Below are 18545 nucleotides of genomic sequence, written 5' to 3' on the forward strand. Positions count from 1 at the left end.
GGGACGTGGGATCCTCTTCGTTGCGGGCACGGGCCGACACGGGGAGCTGCCCGGAAGCGAGCAAAGTGTCGCGTGGCCCTCCCAATAATCAGACCCCGAAGTTCACTTTCACCTACGCCCGCGGCGTATCCCACGCAACACACTTATGTCTTGTGGGGTGTGTGGTGGTGGTTGCGTCTGGGTTTTTGGTGGGGGTCGATGTGGGGTGGGGGGATGAACCAGGGGATGCCTGTTGTCATGTCGATGCGCCATTGCTCCTTGTGGATGAGGTGGTGGTGGTGGCTGCAGAGCAGGGTGCCGTTGTTGGTTGATGTGGTGCCGCCGTGGGACCAGTAGGTGGTGTGGTGGGCTTCGCACCAGGGTGCGGGCATGGTGCAGTCGGGGAAGGCGCAGCCTTGGTCGCGGGCGGTGATGGCTTTGCGGAGGTGGGGTGGGAAGATCCGGGTGGTGCGGCCGATGTCCAGGATTTGGGAGTCGCTGCCGAGCAGGACGGGGAGGATGTCGGCGTCGCAGGCGATTTTGCGGATGGTGTTCGGGTGGATCGGGCCGGTGAACGTGGCTGTGCCGGTGCTGAGCCGGTTCCCGGAGCCGGGCTGGGTGTGGCTGAGTTGGAGTTGGTTGAAGAGGTCGCGGCGGTCGATGGTGACGGTGACTTGGGGTCGGAGGCCGCCGTTCGACGGGAGTTTCGCGGTGCTCATCGCGACGCTGCACGCACCGACGAGGCCGTCGAGGAGTTTCTGGGCCCTGGAGCGCCGGTCCAGGTCCGGGCCGCTTGATCCGAGATCTGCTTCTTGCATGGTTGCTTCGTCGGCTCCTGATCCGGCCGGGTATCCTGTGCCAGGTCCTTGATCCGGGCCTTCGCTGGGTGCCGTGCCGGACTCCGGACCATTGAGGCGGGGGTTGGTGGCGGCGTTCATGGCGGTGGTGAGGGTTTCGTATTGTTCGGCGGTGGCGAAGATTTCGAGGTGGTGGAGTCCGTGGCGGCGTCGGCGGCGGAGGAACGCGCCTTGGAGTTGCCGGAGTGCTTCTTCAGTGGGTTCGGGGCCGTCTTGGTCGATGAGGTCGGTCCATCGTTTGGCCATTTTGGTGACGAAGTCCGGGTCGGATTCGATGGCGGTGTTGGTGAGGGCGTGTTCCATGTCGGTGATGGTCCCGGGTTCTGCGAGGTGCCGGACTTTGTCCAGGGCGGTACTGATGATCGTCGCGGACCGGGAGGGCACCAAAGCCGATCCGATGGCGTCGGCGAGGATTTCACGCCGGGCCGGGACGTCCTGCCCGGTTATGCCGGCCTGGGGGAGGACCTCGGCGGCGAGGGCAAGCCTGCGCCGGGCCTCTCCGATACCGATCCGCAACCGTGCCCGAAGGAACTCCGCCGCGTTCCGATACCCATCATCCAAAAAACTGCCCGCCGGGGCCGTCGCCTCGGCATGGGCTGCTCCCGCCAGAGCCGCACTCACGTGGGCCGCACTGTGGCTCGCTCCCGCCAGGAATGCTCCCGCCGGGAATGCTCCCGCCGGGCCGGCACCTGGTGACGCTGCGTCTCCAGCAACCGCCGAAGCACCGGCTGGCTCAGTCCACCCCGTCCGCCACTCCGGCGCTGCCGCCGACACCCCCGGCCGGGCTTGCTGAGCTTCCTTCCGGGTCCGTTCCACCGCCTGCGCAGCAACCAGCTGCAAGTACTCCACCGACCGGGAGATCTCCTCGACCCTGCCAGCAAAATCCGCGGCCTCAACAAACCCGAACAGCAGGGCCTCGTCGGCGATGGATTCGCGGAGCGAGCTCAGGGCGTCGTCCGCCTGCGTCATACGCATACCATGATCCATGGCCACGGGGTTCACGTTTGCGGTCGAGCTGAATCCCGACGACCATGTCAACGACTCCGGCCCGCGAAGCAGCTCACCGGCCCGGGGGCGATCCGCGAGGGTGCCTGCCGCCGTCGTGCTTTTGAACGCGGCAATCCTCCCTGGCACGCCTAGTGACTTAGCGGGGACGCCTCGTGGGAACATCGACGCGCGCGACACCCTAACCCGCTGCGCGAAGATTGTCCCGATGGCTCCCATGAAACAACCCTGTCATGGGGGTCTGACATTTTTAGCTCGCGGCTACGACGTGACCTGTTCCCGCAGGATATCGGCGTGACCGCAGTGCTGGGCGAGCTCCCGCAGCATGTGCAGGTAAACCCATCTGAGCGGCAGCGGACCGCGGCGGTTTCCCAGCAGAAGGTCGTCAAGCCCAAGGGGAGCCGCAGCCCGCCTGGAAGCTTCGCACGCCTCGCGGTGAGCTGCTTGAATGCTGGCAATGGTGTCGTTGTCGTCCAGAATGAACGACTCGTCGGGTGATGCCGGGATGCCAATCTCTGCGCGGGGCCTCTGCGTAATGGCTTCGTCGAACCACACTTTCTCCACGAAGATTGCGTGCTTCACCAAGCCTAGAAGAGTTGTGCGGGAAGGCACCAAAGACCGTCGTGCTTGCTCTTCGGTGAGTCCATCCAAGCTGGCGTTCAGGGCCCTGCGGTGCTCCTCCAAGAAGCTATCGAACTGAGCTCGAGAATCTTGGTTGATGACGTCGTCAGCGAACGTCGGAGGGAACGCAGTCATCCGAAAACCACCTTGCCGTCGTCGTCAACGCGCCAGCCGGGGTTGTGCGCGATCTCCCAGACGATTCCGTTCGGGTCCTTGACATGGCCGTGGAAGATGCCGCCGAAAGCGCCTGCTTGGGCGGGCTTCACCACAGTGGCGCCCGCCGCCGTCAGGGTGTCGATGGTGCTGGAAACCTCCGCCGCACTGCTCACGTTGTGTGAGAGTGTCACGCCGCTGACTCCCGGCGTCGGAGCAGTAGCGCCGAGGTCCTGATCGAACTTCGCGGCGTCGAACAGGCCGAGCATCAGTCCTGGTGCTACTTGGAAGAAGAGGATCTCGCCGGGAACATCCATAACCGGATCCCAGCCGAGCCCGTCCTTGTAGAACGCGCGCGCGGCGTCGAGATCCTTGGTGGCGAATGTGAGGAAATGCAGTCGCTGGTCCATACGGGCATCGTAGCGGGAAGGTACGACGGCAATGCCACAATGAGGGCATGGTTGAAGCAGCCCAGACCCAGCGCCTGCTTCAACGCGTGGCGCTGGCGATATCTGCGGCGACGTTAACGACGGCGGTCACCACGGGGTGCGGCCTCCTGCGTTCTCCCCACGAAACCACTCAACATCACGGAATAGGCAGACTTGCCGGGTCCTGTTGAGGCCCGGTCAGAGCTGGTGGGAGGATGGAGCAGTGGAACCCCTCTTCGATTTCCTTGGCAGTTACTGGTGGCTCATTTTCCCGATCGGCGGGATGGCTGGTGGCTGGGCAAGTCAGTGGTCCAAGGCCAGCGCAGAGCGGCACCGCCGGAAGGTTGAGTTGCTGAAGTTGCGGAACCAACTCGCGGTGCACGAGGAAGCCAACCAGGCTGAGGTTGTTTCGTTGATTGCCGCGCATGACTCGGTGAATCACAGGTGGCTGGATTACGAGCTAGACGTCGGCAACCTCATTGATTTCCCGCTCATGACGGACGTCCGCGAACCGCTCACCGTCGCCTTCCTGCGGGCCAAGAAAGAAGCCGACGGCTTGCGGCCCGCAACCCCGGAAGAAATTTCGACGCCGGCCCGGCTGGCTGAGTACCGCGCGGCAGTCCACAGCTACGAACTCGCTTTCGACGTTGCCGAACGGGAAGCCAGGCGTATCAAAGATGGCAACTTCACCGGCCCTGAGCGGCAACGGCTGGCTACGGCACGGAAGCTGCTACGGATCGCGGAGGACACCGCAGCCACGCCCGCCGAACGTCAAACCGCGTACAAACGAGCCCGCAAGGAACTGGATGGCCTGATCGTCCTGCCCGAGGCGACCGTTGCCGCGCTGGAGAGCAAAATCATCAGCATGCTCGACACTCGCAGGGACCCGGAAACGGATGTCCGATCTGCTTGACGCAAAAAGGGGGTCGGGACGCTACAACAGCTAGCTGAACTCAACGCCCATCACGGTCCGCACCATGGATCCGCCCAGATCGTCTTCAAGGTGCCGCATCCCAATAGCCTCGGCAACCCGTCGCGACGCAACGTTGTCCGGGTGGATGATCGCCACCAGTTTGGTCGTCCCGAGCAAAGTCCGGGCATATTCCATACACGCCAAGGCCGCTTCCTTTGCATACCCCCTGCCCTGAAGCTCCAATCGCACGTGGTAGCCCACCTCGAGCTCGGGCCGCCCATTTACGTTTTGCCATGTCAGCCCGCAGTCGCCCACGAAGCCGCCGTCGTGCGTTTCAATAATCCAGAGCCCAAAGCCGTCGCGAGCGTAATTCGCCTGGTTCCAAGCGATCCAAGCTGCTGTTTCTTCCCGGGTTTTCGGCGCCGGGTAGTACGTCATGACCGCGGGATCGCCGAGCATCGAGCTCATCACGTCCAGGTCGGACGGTGTCATTTCGCGGAAGCGAAGCCTGTCCGTCGGGTGGGGGAGCATCTCAAAAGCCTACCGACACCATGCCTGTACCTTCAGCAGTAGTGCCGGTACGTTAGCGCTGCCGCACCTCCACCGGCGTCAGCATCTCCCGCTCGAACCCCACAACTCGTCGCGGCCCGTGCAGGATGACCTCATGCGAAGCAACATCGGACACGCTGGACGTGGAAACGTGCAGCTCCACCAGCCCTGACGTCACCACGCGCTTAAGGTCCAGCCCGGTGAAGGACGTGCGGTCCGCGTGAACCACAAAATCCACGACGACGGATTGGCCGGCTTCCAGTTCGACGCGGGCGTAGCCAATCAACTCGCGGACGGGACGAACCACTTCGCCCACCGGGTCCGTCAGGTACAGCTGGACAACTTCAGCGCCAGCACGCGAACCAGTATTCGTCACAGAGCAACTCACAACCACCGAGTCCGACGTCGACATCGTCGGCGCACTGCGCTGGTGATCGGACAGCTCAAACGTCGTATAGGAAAGGCCGTGCCCGAAACCGAACAGCGGCGAGGGGTCCAGCGCGCTGACCCCGCTGGGACCGGCGAGCTTGGAATGAAGGTACGTGCCTGGCTGGCCACCGGAGGATTGGGGCACCGAGACAGGTAACTTGCCGGAAGGATTCACGACGCCGGTCAGCACATCCCAGAGTGCCTCGCCACCTTCTTCGCCGGGGAAGAAGCCTTGGACGATCGCGTCCGCCCGGTCAACAAAGTCGCCCAGTGCGTAGGGTCGCCCGCTGAGAACCACCACCACGGCACGAGTCCCGGACGCCTCGCATGCAGAGAGAACACGGTCCAGCATCCGGTGCTGGTCGCCGGGGAGGCGGAGGTCCGCGGCGTCGTTGCCTTCGCCCGAGGTGCCCCGGCCAAACAGTCCGGCGTTGTCGCCGACCACCACCACACAGGTGTCCACGCCGGACGCTACACGGCAAGCTTCGGCGATCTGCTCGTCCGTGGCCGATTCGCAATTACCGGTGACTGAGCTGAGCACAGATCCGTACCGCCCAGCTGCAACGGCCGCGACTGAAGGAACAGAGATACCCATCGGCACCTCGGGATGCGACGCACCAACATGGGCGTCGAAGGAGTAGCAGCCGAGCATGGCGAAGGGGTCGTCGGCCAACGGACCCACAACTGCCAGGGAGCCCACCGGTTCGAGTGGCAGGGCCGGAGCATCACGGAACTTCCTGTTGCTCAACAACACCAGAGACTGGGCGGCCACCTCTCGCGCCAACGCACGGTTCTCGGAGGGATCCAACTCAATCGAACCAGCCGCACTACTACCGGACAGCACCGGAGGAACGGCCGAGAAGTCGGGCGACAACAGCCCAACCTCAGCCTTCTGCGTGAGTACCCGTCGCAGTGCCTCGTCAACCACGGATTCGTCCAGTACTCCGTCGCGGATACGACGCAGCAGCGGCTCACCAAAGCAGTTCACAGTAGGCAATTCCACGTCAACGCCTGCGGACAGCGCCAGCACGGCAGCGTCACCGGAGTCAGCGGCTACTCCGTGGGTGATGTCCAGGAACGCGACGCCGAAGTAGTCGGCCACTACCGTCCCGGCGAAGCCCCAGTCCTCACGAAGCAGCCCGGTGAGAAGGGCGCGGTTCGCGGCGGCCGGTACGCCATCGACGTCGGTGTAAGCGTGCATCACCGAACGCGCGGCCCCGTGGCGGATCGCCATTTCAAACGGCGGCAGCATGACGTCGGCGAGTTCTCGGGGGCCCATGGAGACGGGCGCGTGGTTGCGGCCCGCCTGGGAAGCTGAGTAGCCCACGAAGTGCTTGAGGGTGGCCACGATTCCGGTGGTTTCCAGGCCCTGCACGTACGCGGTGGCCACCGTGCCCACCAAATACGGGTCTTCGCCGATGGTTTCCTCCACCCGGCCCCAACGGAGATCGCGGACCACGTCCAGGACGGGGGCCAAACCTTGGTGAATGCCCAAGGACCGCATGGTCGCTCCGATACGGGATGCCATTTCCCGCACCAACACAGGGTTGAAGGTAGCGCCCCAGGCGAGTGGTACAGGGAAGGCCGTGGCCTTCCAGGCAGCCAGACCGGCCAGGCATTCCTCGTGAACCTGCGCTGGTATTCCGAAGCGGGAGGCGGCCATGATCTGTTCCTGGGCTGCGGCCAGGCGGCGCGCGCCTTCGGAGGGTTCCACGGGGACGGTGCCGTACATGCGAGTGATCTGCCCGAGTCCGTTGGCGATGATGTCATCCCAAGAACGCGTGTCACCGGCCATCTGGCTTTGCAAGGGAGCCACGGAATCGCCGTCAGTGGATGCGTTGACCCACACTCCCACCAGTTGCGCGAGCTTTTCCTCAAGGGTCATTTCACGGATGAGGTGCTCCACGACGTCCGATGCGGATATGCGGGCAAGTGCTTGCTGATCGGCGGCGCCGGTGCTCACAGGCTTCTCCTTGGATTCTGACGATGATTTTTAGAAACTATCAGAAATCTATGTTTACTTTCCATAGCCCGTATCCCTTGACTTAGCTTGACTACTCTCCATAGCGTTGAGCACTGACGGGAATTCAGTCATGGAAATTCCTCACATGGCGATACGAAACTTTCGGACATGATCAAGCAAGCTCGACGGAGAGACTCACACATGCAGACGTACAAAGTGGCCATCGTGGGCACAGGTGGAATCGCGGCAGTGCACGCATCCAACCTCGCCCGCACAGACAATCGGGCCGAGTTAGTGGCCGCATGCGATGTTGACGACGCACGCCTACAGGCCTTCGCCAACAACCACGGAATAGCCGGCCGCTACCAGAGCCTCACGGAGCTGCTTGCCGAGGCCAAGCCGGACATCGTGCATCTCTGCACACCGCCCATGATGCACATTGACCAGGCAATTGAGTGCCTCGAGGCCGGGGCGCACGTGCTGTCAGAGAAACCGCCGGCCTTGAGCCTGGCCGACTTCGATCGCCTCAACGAGGCCGCAGCCAGAGGCGGCGCGCAGTTCTCCTGCGTGTTCCAGCACCGGTTCGGCGATGCCTCGGCAGCCGCACGGAGCCTGATCGGCGGCAGCGACTTTGGCCGCCCACTCGTGGCCCGCTGCGATACCCTTTGGTACCGCCCGGACGAGTACTTCGACCTACCTTGGCGTGGCACCTGGAAGGCGGAGGGCGGCGGACCCACCATGGGGCACGGCATCCACCAGTTCGATCTTCTCCTCCACCTGCTCGGTCCGTGGGAAGAGGTCAGCGCCATCGCCTCAAGGCAAGCTCGCGCAACCTCCACCGAGGACTTTTCCGCCGCGCTGGTCCGCTTCGACAACGGCGCCGCCGCAACGGTGATCAACTCGTTGCTTTCACCGCGCGAAACTTCGGACATCCGCGTCGACTGCGAGTTCGCCACCATCGAACTCAGCCACCTTTACGGCTACAGCACCAAGGATTGGACCATCACGGCGGCGCCCGGACACGAAGAGGCCGTTTCAGGTGCGTGGACCGGCCAACCGTTGGAGCGGGGGAGCGGACACTCCGCTCAGTTCCTTGCCATGTATGACGCGCTCGACGCCGGGCTGCCGCTCCCAGCCGGCGCGGACTCAGCTCGGCAGACGCTGGAGTTCGCTGCCGCAATTTACGCTTCGGCCTTCACCGGACGAGCTGTGCGCCGCGGGGAAATCGTCCCCGGCCATGCCTTCTACGAGGGCATGGACGGCGACGGCCGCGGTACCCGTGTCCTGGCCTCCACAGCCCGCTTCTAAATTCCTTCACTGAAACCGGAGAACCCTTATGACCACCACCGCCCAGTCCGCCGTGACCGACACCCTTAGCTATAGCGACGACGGCCGTTCCCTAACCTTCACGGTGGGGGACCAAGACATCGCGAGCTACACCTACCTCCCGGCCGATGACCAGTACGAAAGCCCCCGCCCCTACTTCCATCCACTGACCACCTTGGAAGGAGACGAAGTCACCATCTCCCGGCCATGGGACCACGTGTGGCACAAAGGTCTTTCCTGGGCGCTGCCGAACGTAGGCGAGCACAACTTCTGGGGCGGAGCCACCTACACACGGGAGACCGGCTACGCCAACCTGGACAACAACGGCGCCATGAACCATCAGGCGTTCACTAGCATCGAGGAATCCGGCACCTGTATTACCGCCACAGAAACAATGCTTTGGACTGCCCAACCCGCCGGACCCGGGCAGCAGGGCCAACCCCTCATCAGTGAAAAGCGTCGCTTTGCCATCCAACTCCTTCCGGCCGGAAACGCGTGGGCACTCCTCTTCGAAACCACCATGGAGAACGTCTCCGGCGGACAGATCGACATCGGAAGCCCCACCACGGAAGGCCGCGACAACGCTGGCTACGGTGGCCTGTTCTGGCGTGGACCCCGATCCTTCACCGGCGGCGAGTTCCGATCAGAAAACGGGACCGGCGCGGACGAGTTCATGGGCACCCGCTCACCCTGGATCGCCTTCACTGGTCAGCACGACGTCACATGCCGGAAGTCCAGCATCCTGTTCGTCGAGGACCAAGCCAACCCTGGCGCCGCGAATCAGTGGTTCGCCCGCTCCTCCATGTTCGCCTGCCTCGGCTCGGCCCCGTTCTTCAGCGAAGTAGTCCCCCTGAAGGTGAGCGAACCGCTCAGTTACCGCTACGCCGTCGTGATTACCGACGGTTCGCTGGAGGACGAGCAAGCCGCCGCGCTCGCCGACGCCGCTAAGTCCGCGCTGGATGCCTGGGCCTGACATGTGCACCTCACCTGACATGTGCACCTCACCTGATATGCGCACTTCACCTGACATGCGCACCTCTTTCCCGGGTGCCACGGCGGTGTCTGAGGTCAGCATCTACGATTGGCCGGGGTTGGACGGCGCAGCCGGCGGGTCTCCGCATATGCACACGGCATCGACGGAGGCCTATGTAGTGCAGCAGGGGACAGGCCGCTTGGAAACCCTGGATTCGCGCGGCTTTACCTCTACTCCGCTCGCGCCCGGGACTGTTGTCTGGTTCACGCCCGGCACTATCCACCGCGCCATCAATGACAGTGGCGACCTCAGGGTCCTCGTGGTGATGCAGAATGCCGGGCTGCCGGAGAATGGGGACGCCGTCATGACTTTCCCTGCCGAGCACCTGGTGGATGTCGACGCTTACTCTCGCGCCGCATCCCTGGCGTCGAAAGACGCCGACGCCGGTGACGCTGACGCTGAGGCGGCTGCGCGCCGCCGTCGGGATCTGGCGTTGGAGGGGTATTTGGAGCTGAAGGCCGCGGTGTTGGAGTCGGGAGTTTCGGCGCTCGCGGAATTCCATGCGGCAGCGGCGGGTTTGGTGAGCGCCAGGACGGAGGGCTGGCGGGACCTTCTCAGCGGGGGAGCGGAACGGCAGGCAGCCGTGACGGGGCAGCAGTTGGATTCTCTCGGGTCGTTGGAAAGTTTCTACTTGCAGGAGGCGAGGACTACGATGGGCGAACGGAAATCCCGCAGGATCTATGGCATGTGCGGCCGGATCCAAGCGTGGGAAGTTTCCGAAACTGTCGTCGCTGGGACGTAAATTCCGGCTGGAAGGTGGGGACCGTGGTGACCAAGCAGGATTCAGGGCGTGCAACGATCAGCGAGATTGCGCGGGAGGCTGGCGTCTCCGTGCCCACGGTTTCCAAGGTCCTCAACGGCCACGCGCACGTCGCCGCGGCTACCCGCGCCAAGGTCGAAGAGATCATCGCCAAGCGCGACTACGCCCGCAGGCCTGCCAAGCGCAGCAAAAAGGCTGGCCTCATTGACCTGGTGTTCCCTGGCATGGGCTCCGAGTGGGCGTGCGAGATCATCGAGGGCGTGGAACGCGTGGCTCAGGAAGCCGGTTACGGCACCGTGGTCAGCAGCCTGTCGCTGGACGGTTCGCGGATCCGCCCGTGGCTGGCGAACCTAGCAGAGCGCAAGTCCGACGGCGTGCTGCTGGCTGTTTACGAACTGGACTCCAAGCAGATCCAGCGCATTAAATCGCTTGGCATCCCCGTGATCCTGATCGATCCAGTGGGGCAGCCGGGACCGGACCTCATGACGGTTGGCGCCGCCAACTGGGACGGTGCTTTCTCGGCAACCGAGCATCTGCTGAAGCTTGGCCACACCCGGATCGGCATGATTGGCGGCCGTGAGGATTTGCAGTGCAGCAGTGCCCGCGAGGACGGGTATTTGGCGGCGTTGCGGCGAGGTGGGGTTGAGGCTGATTCTGCGCTCATGGTTCCGGGCGATTTCTCCACCGAGTCGGGAGCCCGGGGGACTGAAGTTCTCTTGGCGCTTCCCGAGCGGCCGACGGCGATCTTCACCGGTAACGACGCACAGGCCCTCGGTGCCTACCGCGCAGCCCGATCCGCTGGGTTGCGCATTCCGGAGGACCTCTCCATTATCGGCTTCGACGACATTCCCGCTGCCGAGTGGATCGAACCCGGCCTCACCACCATCCGGCAGCCAGTGGTCCAGATGGCCGAGACTGCCATGCGCGCACTCCTCCGTCACCTTGAAGGGGACGAGGAGTTGCCGCAGAGGATCGAACTGGGAACGGAGCTGGTGGTGAGGGGCTCGACGGCGGCCCCGGCTTCCTAGCGCTCTTTCCTAGCCCCGGCCGCCGTCGGGCGCTCCGTCCGCACGATGACGGCCCTGTCCGCCTTTGCGATTGCCGTTGGGTGACTCCTCGTCCATGGCGTTTGAGCCTTCGCTGATGGAGGAGTGAACCTGGATGTCGTCGTCCTTTTCTCCGGGTTCGGGGACATGCCCGTCGTCGACGGGATCGGAGGTACCGGCGAGGTCTTCCATTGCGTTTTCGGTGGCCTTGCGGATGCTGTCTTCTACGCCCATCAGATGACTCCTTTGTACTAACTGTCCGGATGGCGGATCTCGGATTGTGTTAGTAAGCATACTTACTTTTCCGGTTGCGTGAAACCCTTGCCTTAGTTGACAAATGGCACATTCGGACTCACGTATCCGCAGGTCAGGCCGTTCCGTGCAGCACTTTGTACCGTTGATCGTTGGGCGATAAGGTATTGCCAGACCGTTTTGCAGAGGGCGGCAATATTCGCTCCTTTGCTGTCTGCTGGGGACGCATTTCAGTCAGTAGGAACGTGCATGGTCAACCCCCGCCCTGAGCAGGAAGCTCTCCAGAATGGATACTTTTTGGATCTAGTCCTGGGCAGCGAAGACGTCGAGGCTTTTCTCGGCGATCTGGCGGCTTTCTCCGCCGAAAGCCTCTCGCACACAGAAGCACCCGTCTTCTGTGGCATCACCGTATTGCGTCGCAAGAAGTCGGCCACCGCAGCCAGCAGCGACGATCGCGCCAGAGCAATGGACGAGCTTCAAAACGACTTTGATGGCCCTTGCCTCACGGCCATGGACAAGCTCACGCCGGTGATGGTGCCAGACCTTCTTCAGGAACACCGCTGGCCCGACTATGTGCAGGCTGCCTCGCATTCAGGGCTGCGATCCATCCTGAGCGTCCCGCTTTTGGTGGAAGGCGATACGCGTGCGGCGTTGAACCTTTACTCCGAGCAGCCGGACGCGTTCAGCGACGCGGACGTAGAGCGGGCTGAAGTTTTCGCATCGCACGCCTCAAAGTCGTTGCGGCTCGCCCTGAAGATCGCGCAGCTCAGCGATGCCCGGAACGATCTTGCAGCGGCTATGCAGTCCCGCACGGTGATCGATCTTGCGGTCGGGGCCATCATGGCTCAGAACCACTGCAGCCAGGACGAGGCCTTCACCATCCTTCGCACCGCGTCCAGTAACCGCAACATCAAGCTGCGGCACCTGGCCAAGTCGATCATCTCCGCAGTTTCATCAGGGAAGATCACCACGCACTTCGAGGAGTAGGTCCGCCCACCGAACCTGTTTCGTGACCCGAGGCAACCATGGAGCAGACTTGGACGGGTGACCGCCAACAAACCTCGTCCCGGCCTCGCAATTGCTGCGCTGAGCCTCGGGACGGCGCTGAACCCGCTGAACTCGTCCATGATCGCCGTCGCGTTGGTGGTGTTGCGGGAGCATTTCGAGCTCGACGTCGCCACCGTCACCTGGGTGATCACCTCGTTCTATCTCGCATCCGCCGCCGGCCAGCCCCTGATGGGCCGGCTCGCAGATCGTTTCGGTCCGCGACGCCTGTTCATGTTCGGCATGGCCCTGGTGGCGGTCACATGCGCGATCGCGCCGTTCCTGCCCAACTTCGCCTTGGTCTGTGTGGCCCGCGCGCTCATGGCTGTAGGGACCGCGACGGCGTACCCGTCCGCCGTCGTGATGGTCACCGAGCTGAGCCGGCTGGCCAATTTGCCGTCCACGCGGCCGTTGGGCCGGATCCAGATGGCGAACACCTCGGCGGCGGCTGTTGGGCCCGTGGTGGGAGGGCTCTTGGTGAGCCTGGTCGGGTGGCAGGCGCTCTTCGCGATCAATGTGCCCATCGCCTTGCTGGCCATGATCGTGGTCTACAAAGTGGCGCCTGTGGATTCCGGGCGTGAGACCGGCAGGCTCGGCCAACTGATCCGCGATTCGGACATCCCCGGCATCCTGGCCTTCGTCACCTCGCTCATGCTGGCCATGATGGCGTTGCTCAACGTGCTGCCCGGCTACCGCTGGTATCTTTTGGGTGCTGCCACCGTGATCGGCGCGCTGTTCGCCTGGCGCGAGCTGCGTTTCAAACCGCCGTTCCTGGACCTCCGCTTGTTGGGCCGGAACCGGCCGCTGCTGCTGGTCTACCTGCTGTTCGTCGTGTTCAGCGGCGTCTACTACTTTGCGTTCTTCGGCCTTCCGCAATTGCTGCAGGAGGCGGGGCATTACGACGCCGGCGTGGTGGGCCTGCTCATGCTGCCCCTCGCGGCGTTGTCGGTTGTGGTGACGCCACTAACCGTGCGGTTCATTGAGCGGTTCGGCGTGCGTCCCGTTCTGATCACCGGGGTGCTGATCCTGACTATTGCGGCCGGCACTCTCGGGTTCCTGACCATGACTCTGTGGGCGCCGCTGGTGTTCGTGCTGACGGCCTTGATGGGTGTGCCGTACGGGGTGGTCAGCACAGCGTCTAACCAAGGCCTCTACGTTTCTGCCCGTCCCGAAGAACGGGGAGTGGCCGCCGGTATCTTCCAGACCTGCCGCTACCTCGGAGCCATCACCGCAACCGTACTGATTGGCGTGCTCTACGGCCCGGGCGTGAACCAGGCGAACTGGGGGACCATGGTCCTGGTGATGCTTGGCCTCAGTGTTGTAGTGCTGGTGCTTGCGGTGATGTGGCGGAAGCCAGCGGTTTAGGGGTTTAGCGGGATCAGCAGTCCCACCGCGCCAGCAATGGAGAGTGCTGCGTGTACGTGATTTGCCGGAACCCAGCCCCGCAAGAACTGGCTCCAATCGTGGCTGGCGCCCTGGAGCAAGCGGTTGTTGAGCGGCGGATCTTGGACCTTCTCCTGCTGCAGTTGGTGCGCATCAACGCAGACCGCGCCGAATCCGGCAATCCGAGTTGGGCCGCTGGAACCCGCGATCCTATCGTTACCCGGGCACTCGCGGCCCTGCACCAGGAACCGGCGGCGCCATGGACCGTGGCTGAATTGGCGCTCAGGTGCCACGTCTCAAGGGCGACCATGGCCGCCCGCTTCCGTGCCGCCGTCGGGCAGTCACCCATGGCTTACCTGACTACGTGGCGACTGGTGCTGGCCGCGGACAGATTGGCGTCCAGCGCCGTCACCACTGCCGTGATCGCCGAGGAAGTCGGCTACAGCAACGCCTTCACGTTCAGCGCTGCGTTTTCGCGCGAGTACGGGTCAGCCCGAGTGGGTACCGCAGGTCCGCGTCCTTCCCTCCCGGGGTAAGCGCCGTCAAGCCATAGAACTGCTCCTTGACCAAATTACTGAGTGCGCTCATAATTGAGTTAAGTCAGTAAGTATCCAAGGAGCGTTCCATGAAAGCCTTCGTCCTCACCCAATACAAGCAACCGTTGCAGCAGATAGACGTCCCGGAGCCCGTGCTCGGGGATCATGACGTGCTGGTCCAAGTGAAAGCCGCCGGACTGAACCAGCTCGACGAGAAGATCAGGCTGGGGGAGTTCAAGCAGGTCCTCCCCTACAAGCTGCCGCAGGTTCTTGGCCATGATGTGGCCGGTACCGTTGTGCAGATCGGGGCGAAGGTGCGGTCCTTCAAACCCGGCGACGAGGTGTTTGCACGCCCCGGCAATGACAGCATCGGGACGTTCGCGGAGCGAGTCGCTGTCGCCGAGGAAGACCTGGCCATCAAGCCGGCAACTATCAGTATGGAAGAGGCCGGCTCGCTTCCGCTGGTGGCGTTGACCGCGTGGCAGGCACTCGTTGAGCGGGGCTCCGTGGGTCCGGGCCAGAAGGTACTCATCCACGCGGGTGCCGGGGGAGTGGGCTCCATCGCTATCCAGCTCGCTAAGTACCTCGGGGCCACGGTAGCTACTACGGTCAGTGCCGGGAACAGGGGCTTTGTTCGGGAACTCGGAGCGGATGTGGTGATCGACTACCGGACCGAGGACTTCACGGAGATCCTTCACGACTACGACCTGGTCCTGGACAGCCTCGGGGGCGAGAACCTGGAGCGCTCCTTGAAGGTCCTGAAGAAAGGTGGCCGGGCCATTGGCATCGCAGGGCCGCCGGATGCCGGCTTCGCACGCCAGCTGGGCGGAAACCCAGTTCTGCTCGGGTTGATGACCCTGCTCAGCTCGCGGATCCGCCGCCAAGCCCGCCGGTTGGGAGTCACGTACGAGTTCCTCTTCATGCAGGCCAACGGCAAGCAGTTGCGCGAGATCGCAGCACTCATCGACGCCGGAGACATCAAGCCAATAGTGGGACGGGTCATTCCGTTCGATCAGACCTCCGACGTTCTGGCAGCCCTTGATAAGGGCGGGGTCCGCGGCAAGACCGTTGTTAGCCATCTCTAACCACTCACACCGACAGGACGAACATCATGAGCAGTGAACAGCAAAACCAGAGCAGCTACCTCCAGGTGCCCGCTAAAACCGTGACGGCTAACGGGGTCAGCTACGCATACCGTGAAATGGGGCCCAAGGGCGGAATCCCAGTAGTCTTCCTGATTCATCTCGCCGGGACTATGGACAATTGGGACCCGCGCATCATCGATCCCATCGCCGAGAAACATCACGTGATCACGTTCAGCAACCGCGGCGTGGGCGCCTCAACGGGAACCGTCCCGGACAGCATCGAAAGCATGGCCGACGACGCCGCGAGCTTCATCAACGCCCTCGGGTATCAGAAGGTGGATCTCTTCGGTTTCTCGCTCGGTGGCATGATCGCCCAGTCGCTGGTAGTGAAGGATCCCGGGCTTGTCCGCAAACTTGTCCTGGCTGGTACCGGTCCTGCTGGCGGGGAAGGCATCCAGAAAATCATCGGTATCACTTATTACGACATGCTCAGGGCTACCCTCACCCGGCAGGACCCCAAGGAGTTCCTGTTCTTCAACCGGAACACCGCCGGCAAGCCCGCTGCGAGGGCGTTCATTAATCGGCTCAAGGAACGCACCACCAACCGCGAGGCGCCCATCAAGCTCCAGGCGTTCCAGACCCAACTGAAGGCCATCAGGCGGTGGGGGCTGTCGCCGTCGGCCGATCTGGGAGTCATCACCCAGCCGACGCTGATCGCCAACGGCGACAACGACCGCATGGTGCCCTCCAAGCTTTCCGGCGACATGCACCGAAGGATTCCGGGCAGCGAGCTGGTCATCTACCCCGATTCAGGGCACGGCGGCATCTTCCAATTCCATGACAGGTTTGTCCCAGTAGCCCTCGAATTTCTTGGCCGCTGATTTGGCGGACCGCTGGTACGGTAGCTGAATGCAGCCTGCGCCCCAGACACTTGGCCGACGTGAGCGGAATAAGCAGGAGAAGCTTGACCGCATCACCGCGGCCGCACGAGAACTTTTCACCCAATACGGAGTGGATGAGGTCACCACCCAGCAGGTGGCTGAAAAGGCCGACGTCGGATCGGGAACCTTGTTCCTCTACGCCAAGACCAAGGCGGAGCTGCTGCTGCTGGTACACAACATGAAATACGCTGAGGCGCTCGCCTCGGGCGTTGAGGCCGCTTCCACGGAGAAGGCTGTTCTCGACGCAGTGATGGCCATCATCAGTCCCATCATTGAGTGCAACCGAGTCCAGATCGAGAACGGCCGAACCTACCTGAAGGAAATCGTCTTCGGGGATCCCGCCGAGCCGCACCATGCAGAAGCGCTGTCTCTCACCATTCGCACAGAAGAAGCCATCGCCGAGATCCTTGGCCGGGACGATCAGCTGGTTGCGCGCGATCCGGCGAAGCTGGCGCGGATTATTTCATCGATCATGTTCGTCAGCATGTCGTCGTCGGCCACCATGGGATTCACAGACGCCCAGGTTGGCGACGAGATCCGGGATCAGATCAGCGTGCTCCTGGGCGCCTGACGTTTGACGGGCCTTAGCGGTTGAGGAACGCCTCGTGTTGGCGGTGCGCTTCGGCGACCTGCTCGCGGATGGTCTCCACGTCCTTGGCCTTATTCCTGTATTTCATAGGCATCTGCACGATCTGGGCTTCTTCCGCAGTCAATGCCCGGTAGATGCGCTCACGCTCGTTGGCGTCGGCCGTGTAGTCGAGGTCGAGGTAGTTGACGGCGTGACGGCGGGCGTTGTTGATAGCAGTCTGGGCCTTGCCCGCGGGGCTTATCAGTGAGAGCACCACGGTGATGATCAGGACGCCGATGATGACGCTCAGCGAAAGGCCCGTGGTGATTTCGATGACGTTGACGTGCTCGCCGTCGTTGATGAACGGCAAGTTGTTCTCGTGCAGGGCGTGCAGGATCAGCTTGACGCCGATGAACGCGAGGATGGCAGCCAAGCCGTAGGAGAGGTAGATGAGGCGGTCCAGCAGGCCGTCGATCAGGAAGTAGAGCTGGCGCAGGCCCATCAGTGAGAACGCTGTGGCTGTGAAGACGATGAAGACGTTCTGCGTCAGGCCGAAGATCGCCGGAATGGAGTCCAGGGCGAACAGGATGTCCGTGCCGCCGATGGCCACCATTACCAGCAGCATGGGAGTAAGGGCCCTCTTGCCGTTGACCATGGTGAAGAGTTTGTCGCCGTCGTACTTATCCGTGGTGTGGAAGAACTTCTTGGCCATCCGGATGATGAAGTTGTTGGCTTGATTGTCGCCGTGGTCGCCCGGCTTGAGCAGGTTACCGGCCGTCAGGAGCAGGATGAGGCCGAAGATGTAGAACACCCAGGCGAACGAGTTGATCAGCGCAGCGCCCAGAAAAATGAAGCCGGTCCTGGCGATCAGCGAGAATACGATGCCGAAGAGAAGGACCTTCTGCTGATCTTCACGCGGGACCCTGAAGCTCGCCATGATGATCAGGAACACGAAGAGGTTGTCCACCGAGAGGGCCTTCTCCGTGATGTAGCCGGCGAAGTACTCCGAACCCATTTGGCCGCCGCCGAATATCAGGACCAGGACTCCGAAGAGCACGGCTAACCCTACGTATATGGAGGACCAGATGGCTGCTTCTTTGAGCGACGGGACGTGCGCCTTCCGAATGTGGAAGAAGTAGTCGAAGGCGAGCAGCGCCAGAATAACGACGATGGTGATGCCCCAAATGAGGGGAGAGACAGTCATATGATCCTGCTTTCGTGAGGTGCGGCGTGGTACTCACCGAGGGTCAGAACTTCTGGGATCAAATTTACCGGCTTCCCTGTGGCTGGTGATAACTGTGTGGCGTTCTGCAGCTTGGGAAAGTACTTTCCTAGGCTGGCGTCACTGAACATCCTAGGATTCCTGAGCCCGCTTGTGGCTACGGTGCTGGGGTTCGTGTTCCTGAGGGAGGCGTTGTCGGGGTGGCAATTGGTGGGGGCGGTGCTGGTGCTGGGGGCTGTGGGGTTGGTGCAACGGGCGGGGGCTGATGTGGGAGCAAGTCTTCGGTCAAAGGCGGAGACACTCAGGTGACTGTAAGAGGGTAGTGCTCGACGACCCCACTGGCGTTTGTATATGCGTTGGGATCCGGGCCGACAGGCGGGCGAATCTTGAGCTTGTCCCTAATCCGTTCTCAAAGGACTGACGTCCCAAAGGACTGAATGCTATTCACAAGT

At 62.8% G+C, this 18545-nt stretch carries 18 protein-coding genes; 11 read left to right on the forward strand and 7 right to left on the reverse strand.

Annotation, left to right across the window (positions count from 1 at the left end):
* Window positions 1-143 precede the first annotated feature (143 nt).
* From ARUE_RS05455 to ARUE_RS05465, 3 genes are read right to left on the reverse strand one after another with little or no spacing between them, the layout of a single operon-like run.
* Window positions 144-2060 (reverse strand): HNH endonuclease signature motif containing protein, encoded by a 1917-nt coding sequence (locus tag ARUE_RS05455; RefSeq protein ID WP_014921004.1) that lies wholly within the window; start codon window positions 2058-2060, stop codon window positions 144-146.
* A gap of 42 nt (window positions 2061-2102) precedes the next feature.
* Window positions 2103-2597, reverse strand: a complete 495-nt coding sequence (locus tag ARUE_RS05460) for a DinB family protein (protein ID WP_014921005.1) — start codon at window positions 2595-2597, stop codon at window positions 2103-2105.
* Window positions 2594-3025 carry a VOC family protein gene (locus tag ARUE_RS05465; protein ID WP_011773870.1) on the reverse strand — a complete coding sequence of 144 codons (432 nt, stop codon included), beginning with the start codon at window positions 3023-3025 and terminating at the stop codon, window positions 2594-2596. The genes ARUE_RS05460 and ARUE_RS05465 overlap by 4 nt, the downstream gene beginning before the upstream one ends.
* A 241-nt stretch (window positions 3026-3266) precedes the next feature.
* Here ARUE_RS05465 and ARUE_RS05470 point away from each other — a divergent pair, with 241 nt between their 5' ends.
* On the forward strand, window positions 3267-3956 hold the full coding sequence (locus ARUE_RS05470; RefSeq protein WP_014921006.1) for a hypothetical protein: 690 nt from the start codon (window positions 3267-3269) through the stop codon (window positions 3954-3956).
* A gap of 30 nt (window positions 3957-3986) precedes the next feature.
* On the opposite strand, the gene ARUE_RS05475 is transcribed toward ARUE_RS05470, so the two are convergent.
* Window positions 3987-4487: a GNAT family N-acetyltransferase gene (locus tag ARUE_RS05475; RefSeq protein WP_011773873.1), complete on the reverse strand. Its 501-nt coding sequence runs from the start codon at window positions 4485-4487 to the stop codon at window positions 3987-3989.
* Window positions 4488-4539: 52 nt separating this feature from the next.
* Window positions 4540-6897 (reverse strand): glycoside hydrolase family 3 N-terminal domain-containing protein, encoded by a 2358-nt coding sequence (locus ARUE_RS05480; protein ID WP_014921007.1) that lies wholly within the window; start codon window positions 6895-6897, stop codon window positions 4540-4542.
* Between the two features lie 201 nt (window positions 6898-7098).
* Between ARUE_RS05480 and ARUE_RS05485 the strand changes: the two genes are divergently transcribed.
* The 4 genes from ARUE_RS05485 to ARUE_RS05500 are packed head-to-tail and all read left to right on the forward strand — an operon-like array spanning window position 7099 to window position 11044.
* Window positions 7099-8205: a Gfo/Idh/MocA family protein gene (locus ARUE_RS05485; protein ID WP_014921008.1), complete on the forward strand. Its 1107-nt coding sequence runs from the start codon at window positions 7099-7101 to the stop codon at window positions 8203-8205.
* Window positions 8206-8233: 28 nt separating this feature from the next.
* A complete protein-coding gene (locus ARUE_RS05490; protein WP_014921009.1) occupies window positions 8234-9196 on the forward strand; it encodes a DUF6807 domain-containing protein in 963 nt (320 codons plus the stop codon).
* Between the two features lie 55 nt (window positions 9197-9251).
* Window positions 9252-9998, forward strand: a complete 747-nt coding sequence (locus tag ARUE_RS05495; RefSeq protein WP_051025056.1) for a cupin domain-containing protein — start codon at window positions 9252-9254, stop codon at window positions 9996-9998.
* A 23-nt stretch (window positions 9999-10021) separates the two neighbouring features.
* Window positions 10022-11044, forward strand: a complete 1023-nt coding sequence (locus ARUE_RS05500; protein ID WP_043469864.1) for a LacI family DNA-binding transcriptional regulator — start codon at window positions 10022-10024, stop codon at window positions 11042-11044.
* A 9-nt stretch (window positions 11045-11053) separates the two neighbouring features.
* On the opposite strand, the gene ARUE_RS05505 is transcribed toward ARUE_RS05500, so the two are convergent.
* Window positions 11054-11296, reverse strand: a complete 243-nt coding sequence (locus ARUE_RS05505; RefSeq protein ID WP_286140268.1) for a hypothetical protein — start codon at window positions 11294-11296, stop codon at window positions 11054-11056.
* A 267-nt stretch (window positions 11297-11563) separates the two neighbouring features.
* On the opposite strand from ARUE_RS05505, the gene ARUE_RS05510 reads away from it, so the two are divergent.
* From ARUE_RS05510 to ARUE_RS05535, 6 genes are all read left to right on the forward strand, one after another.
* Entirely contained in the window at window positions 11564-12301 is a 738-nt protein-coding gene (locus tag ARUE_RS05510; protein WP_043469867.1) for a GAF and ANTAR domain-containing protein, read from the forward strand.
* Between the two features lie 57 nt (window positions 12302-12358).
* Window positions 12359-13723, forward strand: a complete 1365-nt coding sequence (locus ARUE_RS05515; RefSeq protein ID WP_014921013.1) for an MFS transporter — start codon at window positions 12359-12361, stop codon at window positions 13721-13723.
* A 98-nt stretch (window positions 13724-13821) separates the two neighbouring features.
* A complete protein-coding gene (locus ARUE_RS05520; protein ID WP_162486121.1) occupies window positions 13822-14277 on the forward strand; it encodes a helix-turn-helix transcriptional regulator in 456 nt (151 codons plus the stop codon).
* An 89-nt stretch (window positions 14278-14366) separates the two neighbouring features.
* Window positions 14367-15362, forward strand: a complete 996-nt coding sequence (locus ARUE_RS05525; protein ID WP_014921015.1) for an NADP-dependent oxidoreductase — start codon at window positions 14367-14369, stop codon at window positions 15360-15362.
* 26 nt (window positions 15363-15388) lie between these two features.
* Window positions 15389-16243, forward strand: a complete 855-nt coding sequence (locus tag ARUE_RS05530; RefSeq protein WP_014921016.1) for an alpha/beta fold hydrolase — start codon at window positions 15389-15391, stop codon at window positions 16241-16243.
* A gap of 28 nt (window positions 16244-16271) precedes the next feature.
* Window positions 16272-16874, forward strand: coding sequence for a TetR/AcrR family transcriptional regulator (locus tag ARUE_RS05535; protein WP_014921017.1), 603 nt, complete (start codon window positions 16272-16274; stop codon window positions 16872-16874).
* A gap of 13 nt (window positions 16875-16887) precedes the next feature.
* Here the strand turns inward: ARUE_RS05535 and ARUE_RS05540 are convergent, their stop codons facing one another.
* The gene (locus tag ARUE_RS05540; RefSeq protein WP_014921018.1) at window positions 16888-18075 is read right to left on the reverse strand and encodes a TerC/Alx family metal homeostasis membrane protein; all 1188 of its coding nucleotides are present in this window, start codon (window positions 18073-18075) and stop codon (window positions 16888-16890) included.
* Between the last annotated feature and the right edge of the window lie 470 nt (window positions 18076-18545).

Origin of the sequence: Arthrobacter sp. Rue61a (genome assembly GCF_000294695.2) — a bacterium.
Taxonomy (GTDB): domain Bacteria; phylum Actinomycetota; class Actinomycetes; order Actinomycetales; family Micrococcaceae; genus Arthrobacter; species Arthrobacter aurescens_A.

Bases quoted from the DNA above. Each gene is read 5' to 3' on its own strand.
- ARUE_RS05455 (WP_014921004.1), bottom strand. From the start codon at position 2,060: ATGGGAGCCATCGGGACAATCTTCGCGCAGCGGGTTAGGGTGTCGCGC.
- ARUE_RS05460 (WP_014921005.1), bottom strand. From the start codon at position 2,597: ATGACTGCGTTCCCTCCGACGTTCGCTGACGACGTCATCAACCAAGAT.
- ARUE_RS05465 (WP_011773870.1), bottom strand. From the start codon at position 3,025: ATGGACCAGCGACTGCATTTCCTCACATTCGCCACCAAGGATCTCGAC.
- ARUE_RS05475 (WP_011773873.1), bottom strand. From the start codon at position 4,487: ATGCTCCCCCACCCGACGGACAGGCTTCGCTTCCGCGAAATGACACCG.
- ARUE_RS05485 (WP_014921008.1), top strand. From the start codon at position 7,099: ATGCAGACGTACAAAGTGGCCATCGTGGGCACAGGTGGAATCGCGGCA.
- ARUE_RS05490 (WP_014921009.1), top strand. From the start codon at position 8,234: ATGACCACCACCGCCCAGTCCGCCGTGACCGACACCCTTAGCTATAGC.
- ARUE_RS05495 (WP_051025056.1), top strand. From the start codon at position 9,252: ATGCGCACCTCTTTCCCGGGTGCCACGGCGGTGTCTGAGGTCAGCATC.
- ARUE_RS05505 (WP_286140268.1), bottom strand. From the start codon at position 11,296: ATGGGCGTAGAAGACAGCATCCGCAAGGCCACCGAAAACGCAATGGAA.
- ARUE_RS05510 (WP_043469867.1), top strand. From the start codon at position 11,564: ATGGTCAACCCCCGCCCTGAGCAGGAAGCTCTCCAGAATGGATACTTT.
- ARUE_RS05525 (WP_014921015.1), top strand. From the start codon at position 14,367: ATGAAAGCCTTCGTCCTCACCCAATACAAGCAACCGTTGCAGCAGATA.
- ARUE_RS05530 (WP_014921016.1), top strand. From the start codon at position 15,389: ATGAGCAGTGAACAGCAAAACCAGAGCAGCTACCTCCAGGTGCCCGCT.
- ARUE_RS05535 (WP_014921017.1), top strand. From the start codon at position 16,272: ATGCAGCCTGCGCCCCAGACACTTGGCCGACGTGAGCGGAATAAGCAG.
- ARUE_RS05540 (WP_014921018.1), bottom strand. From the start codon at position 18,075: ATGACTGTCTCTCCCCTCATTTGGGGCATCACCATCGTCGTTATTCTG.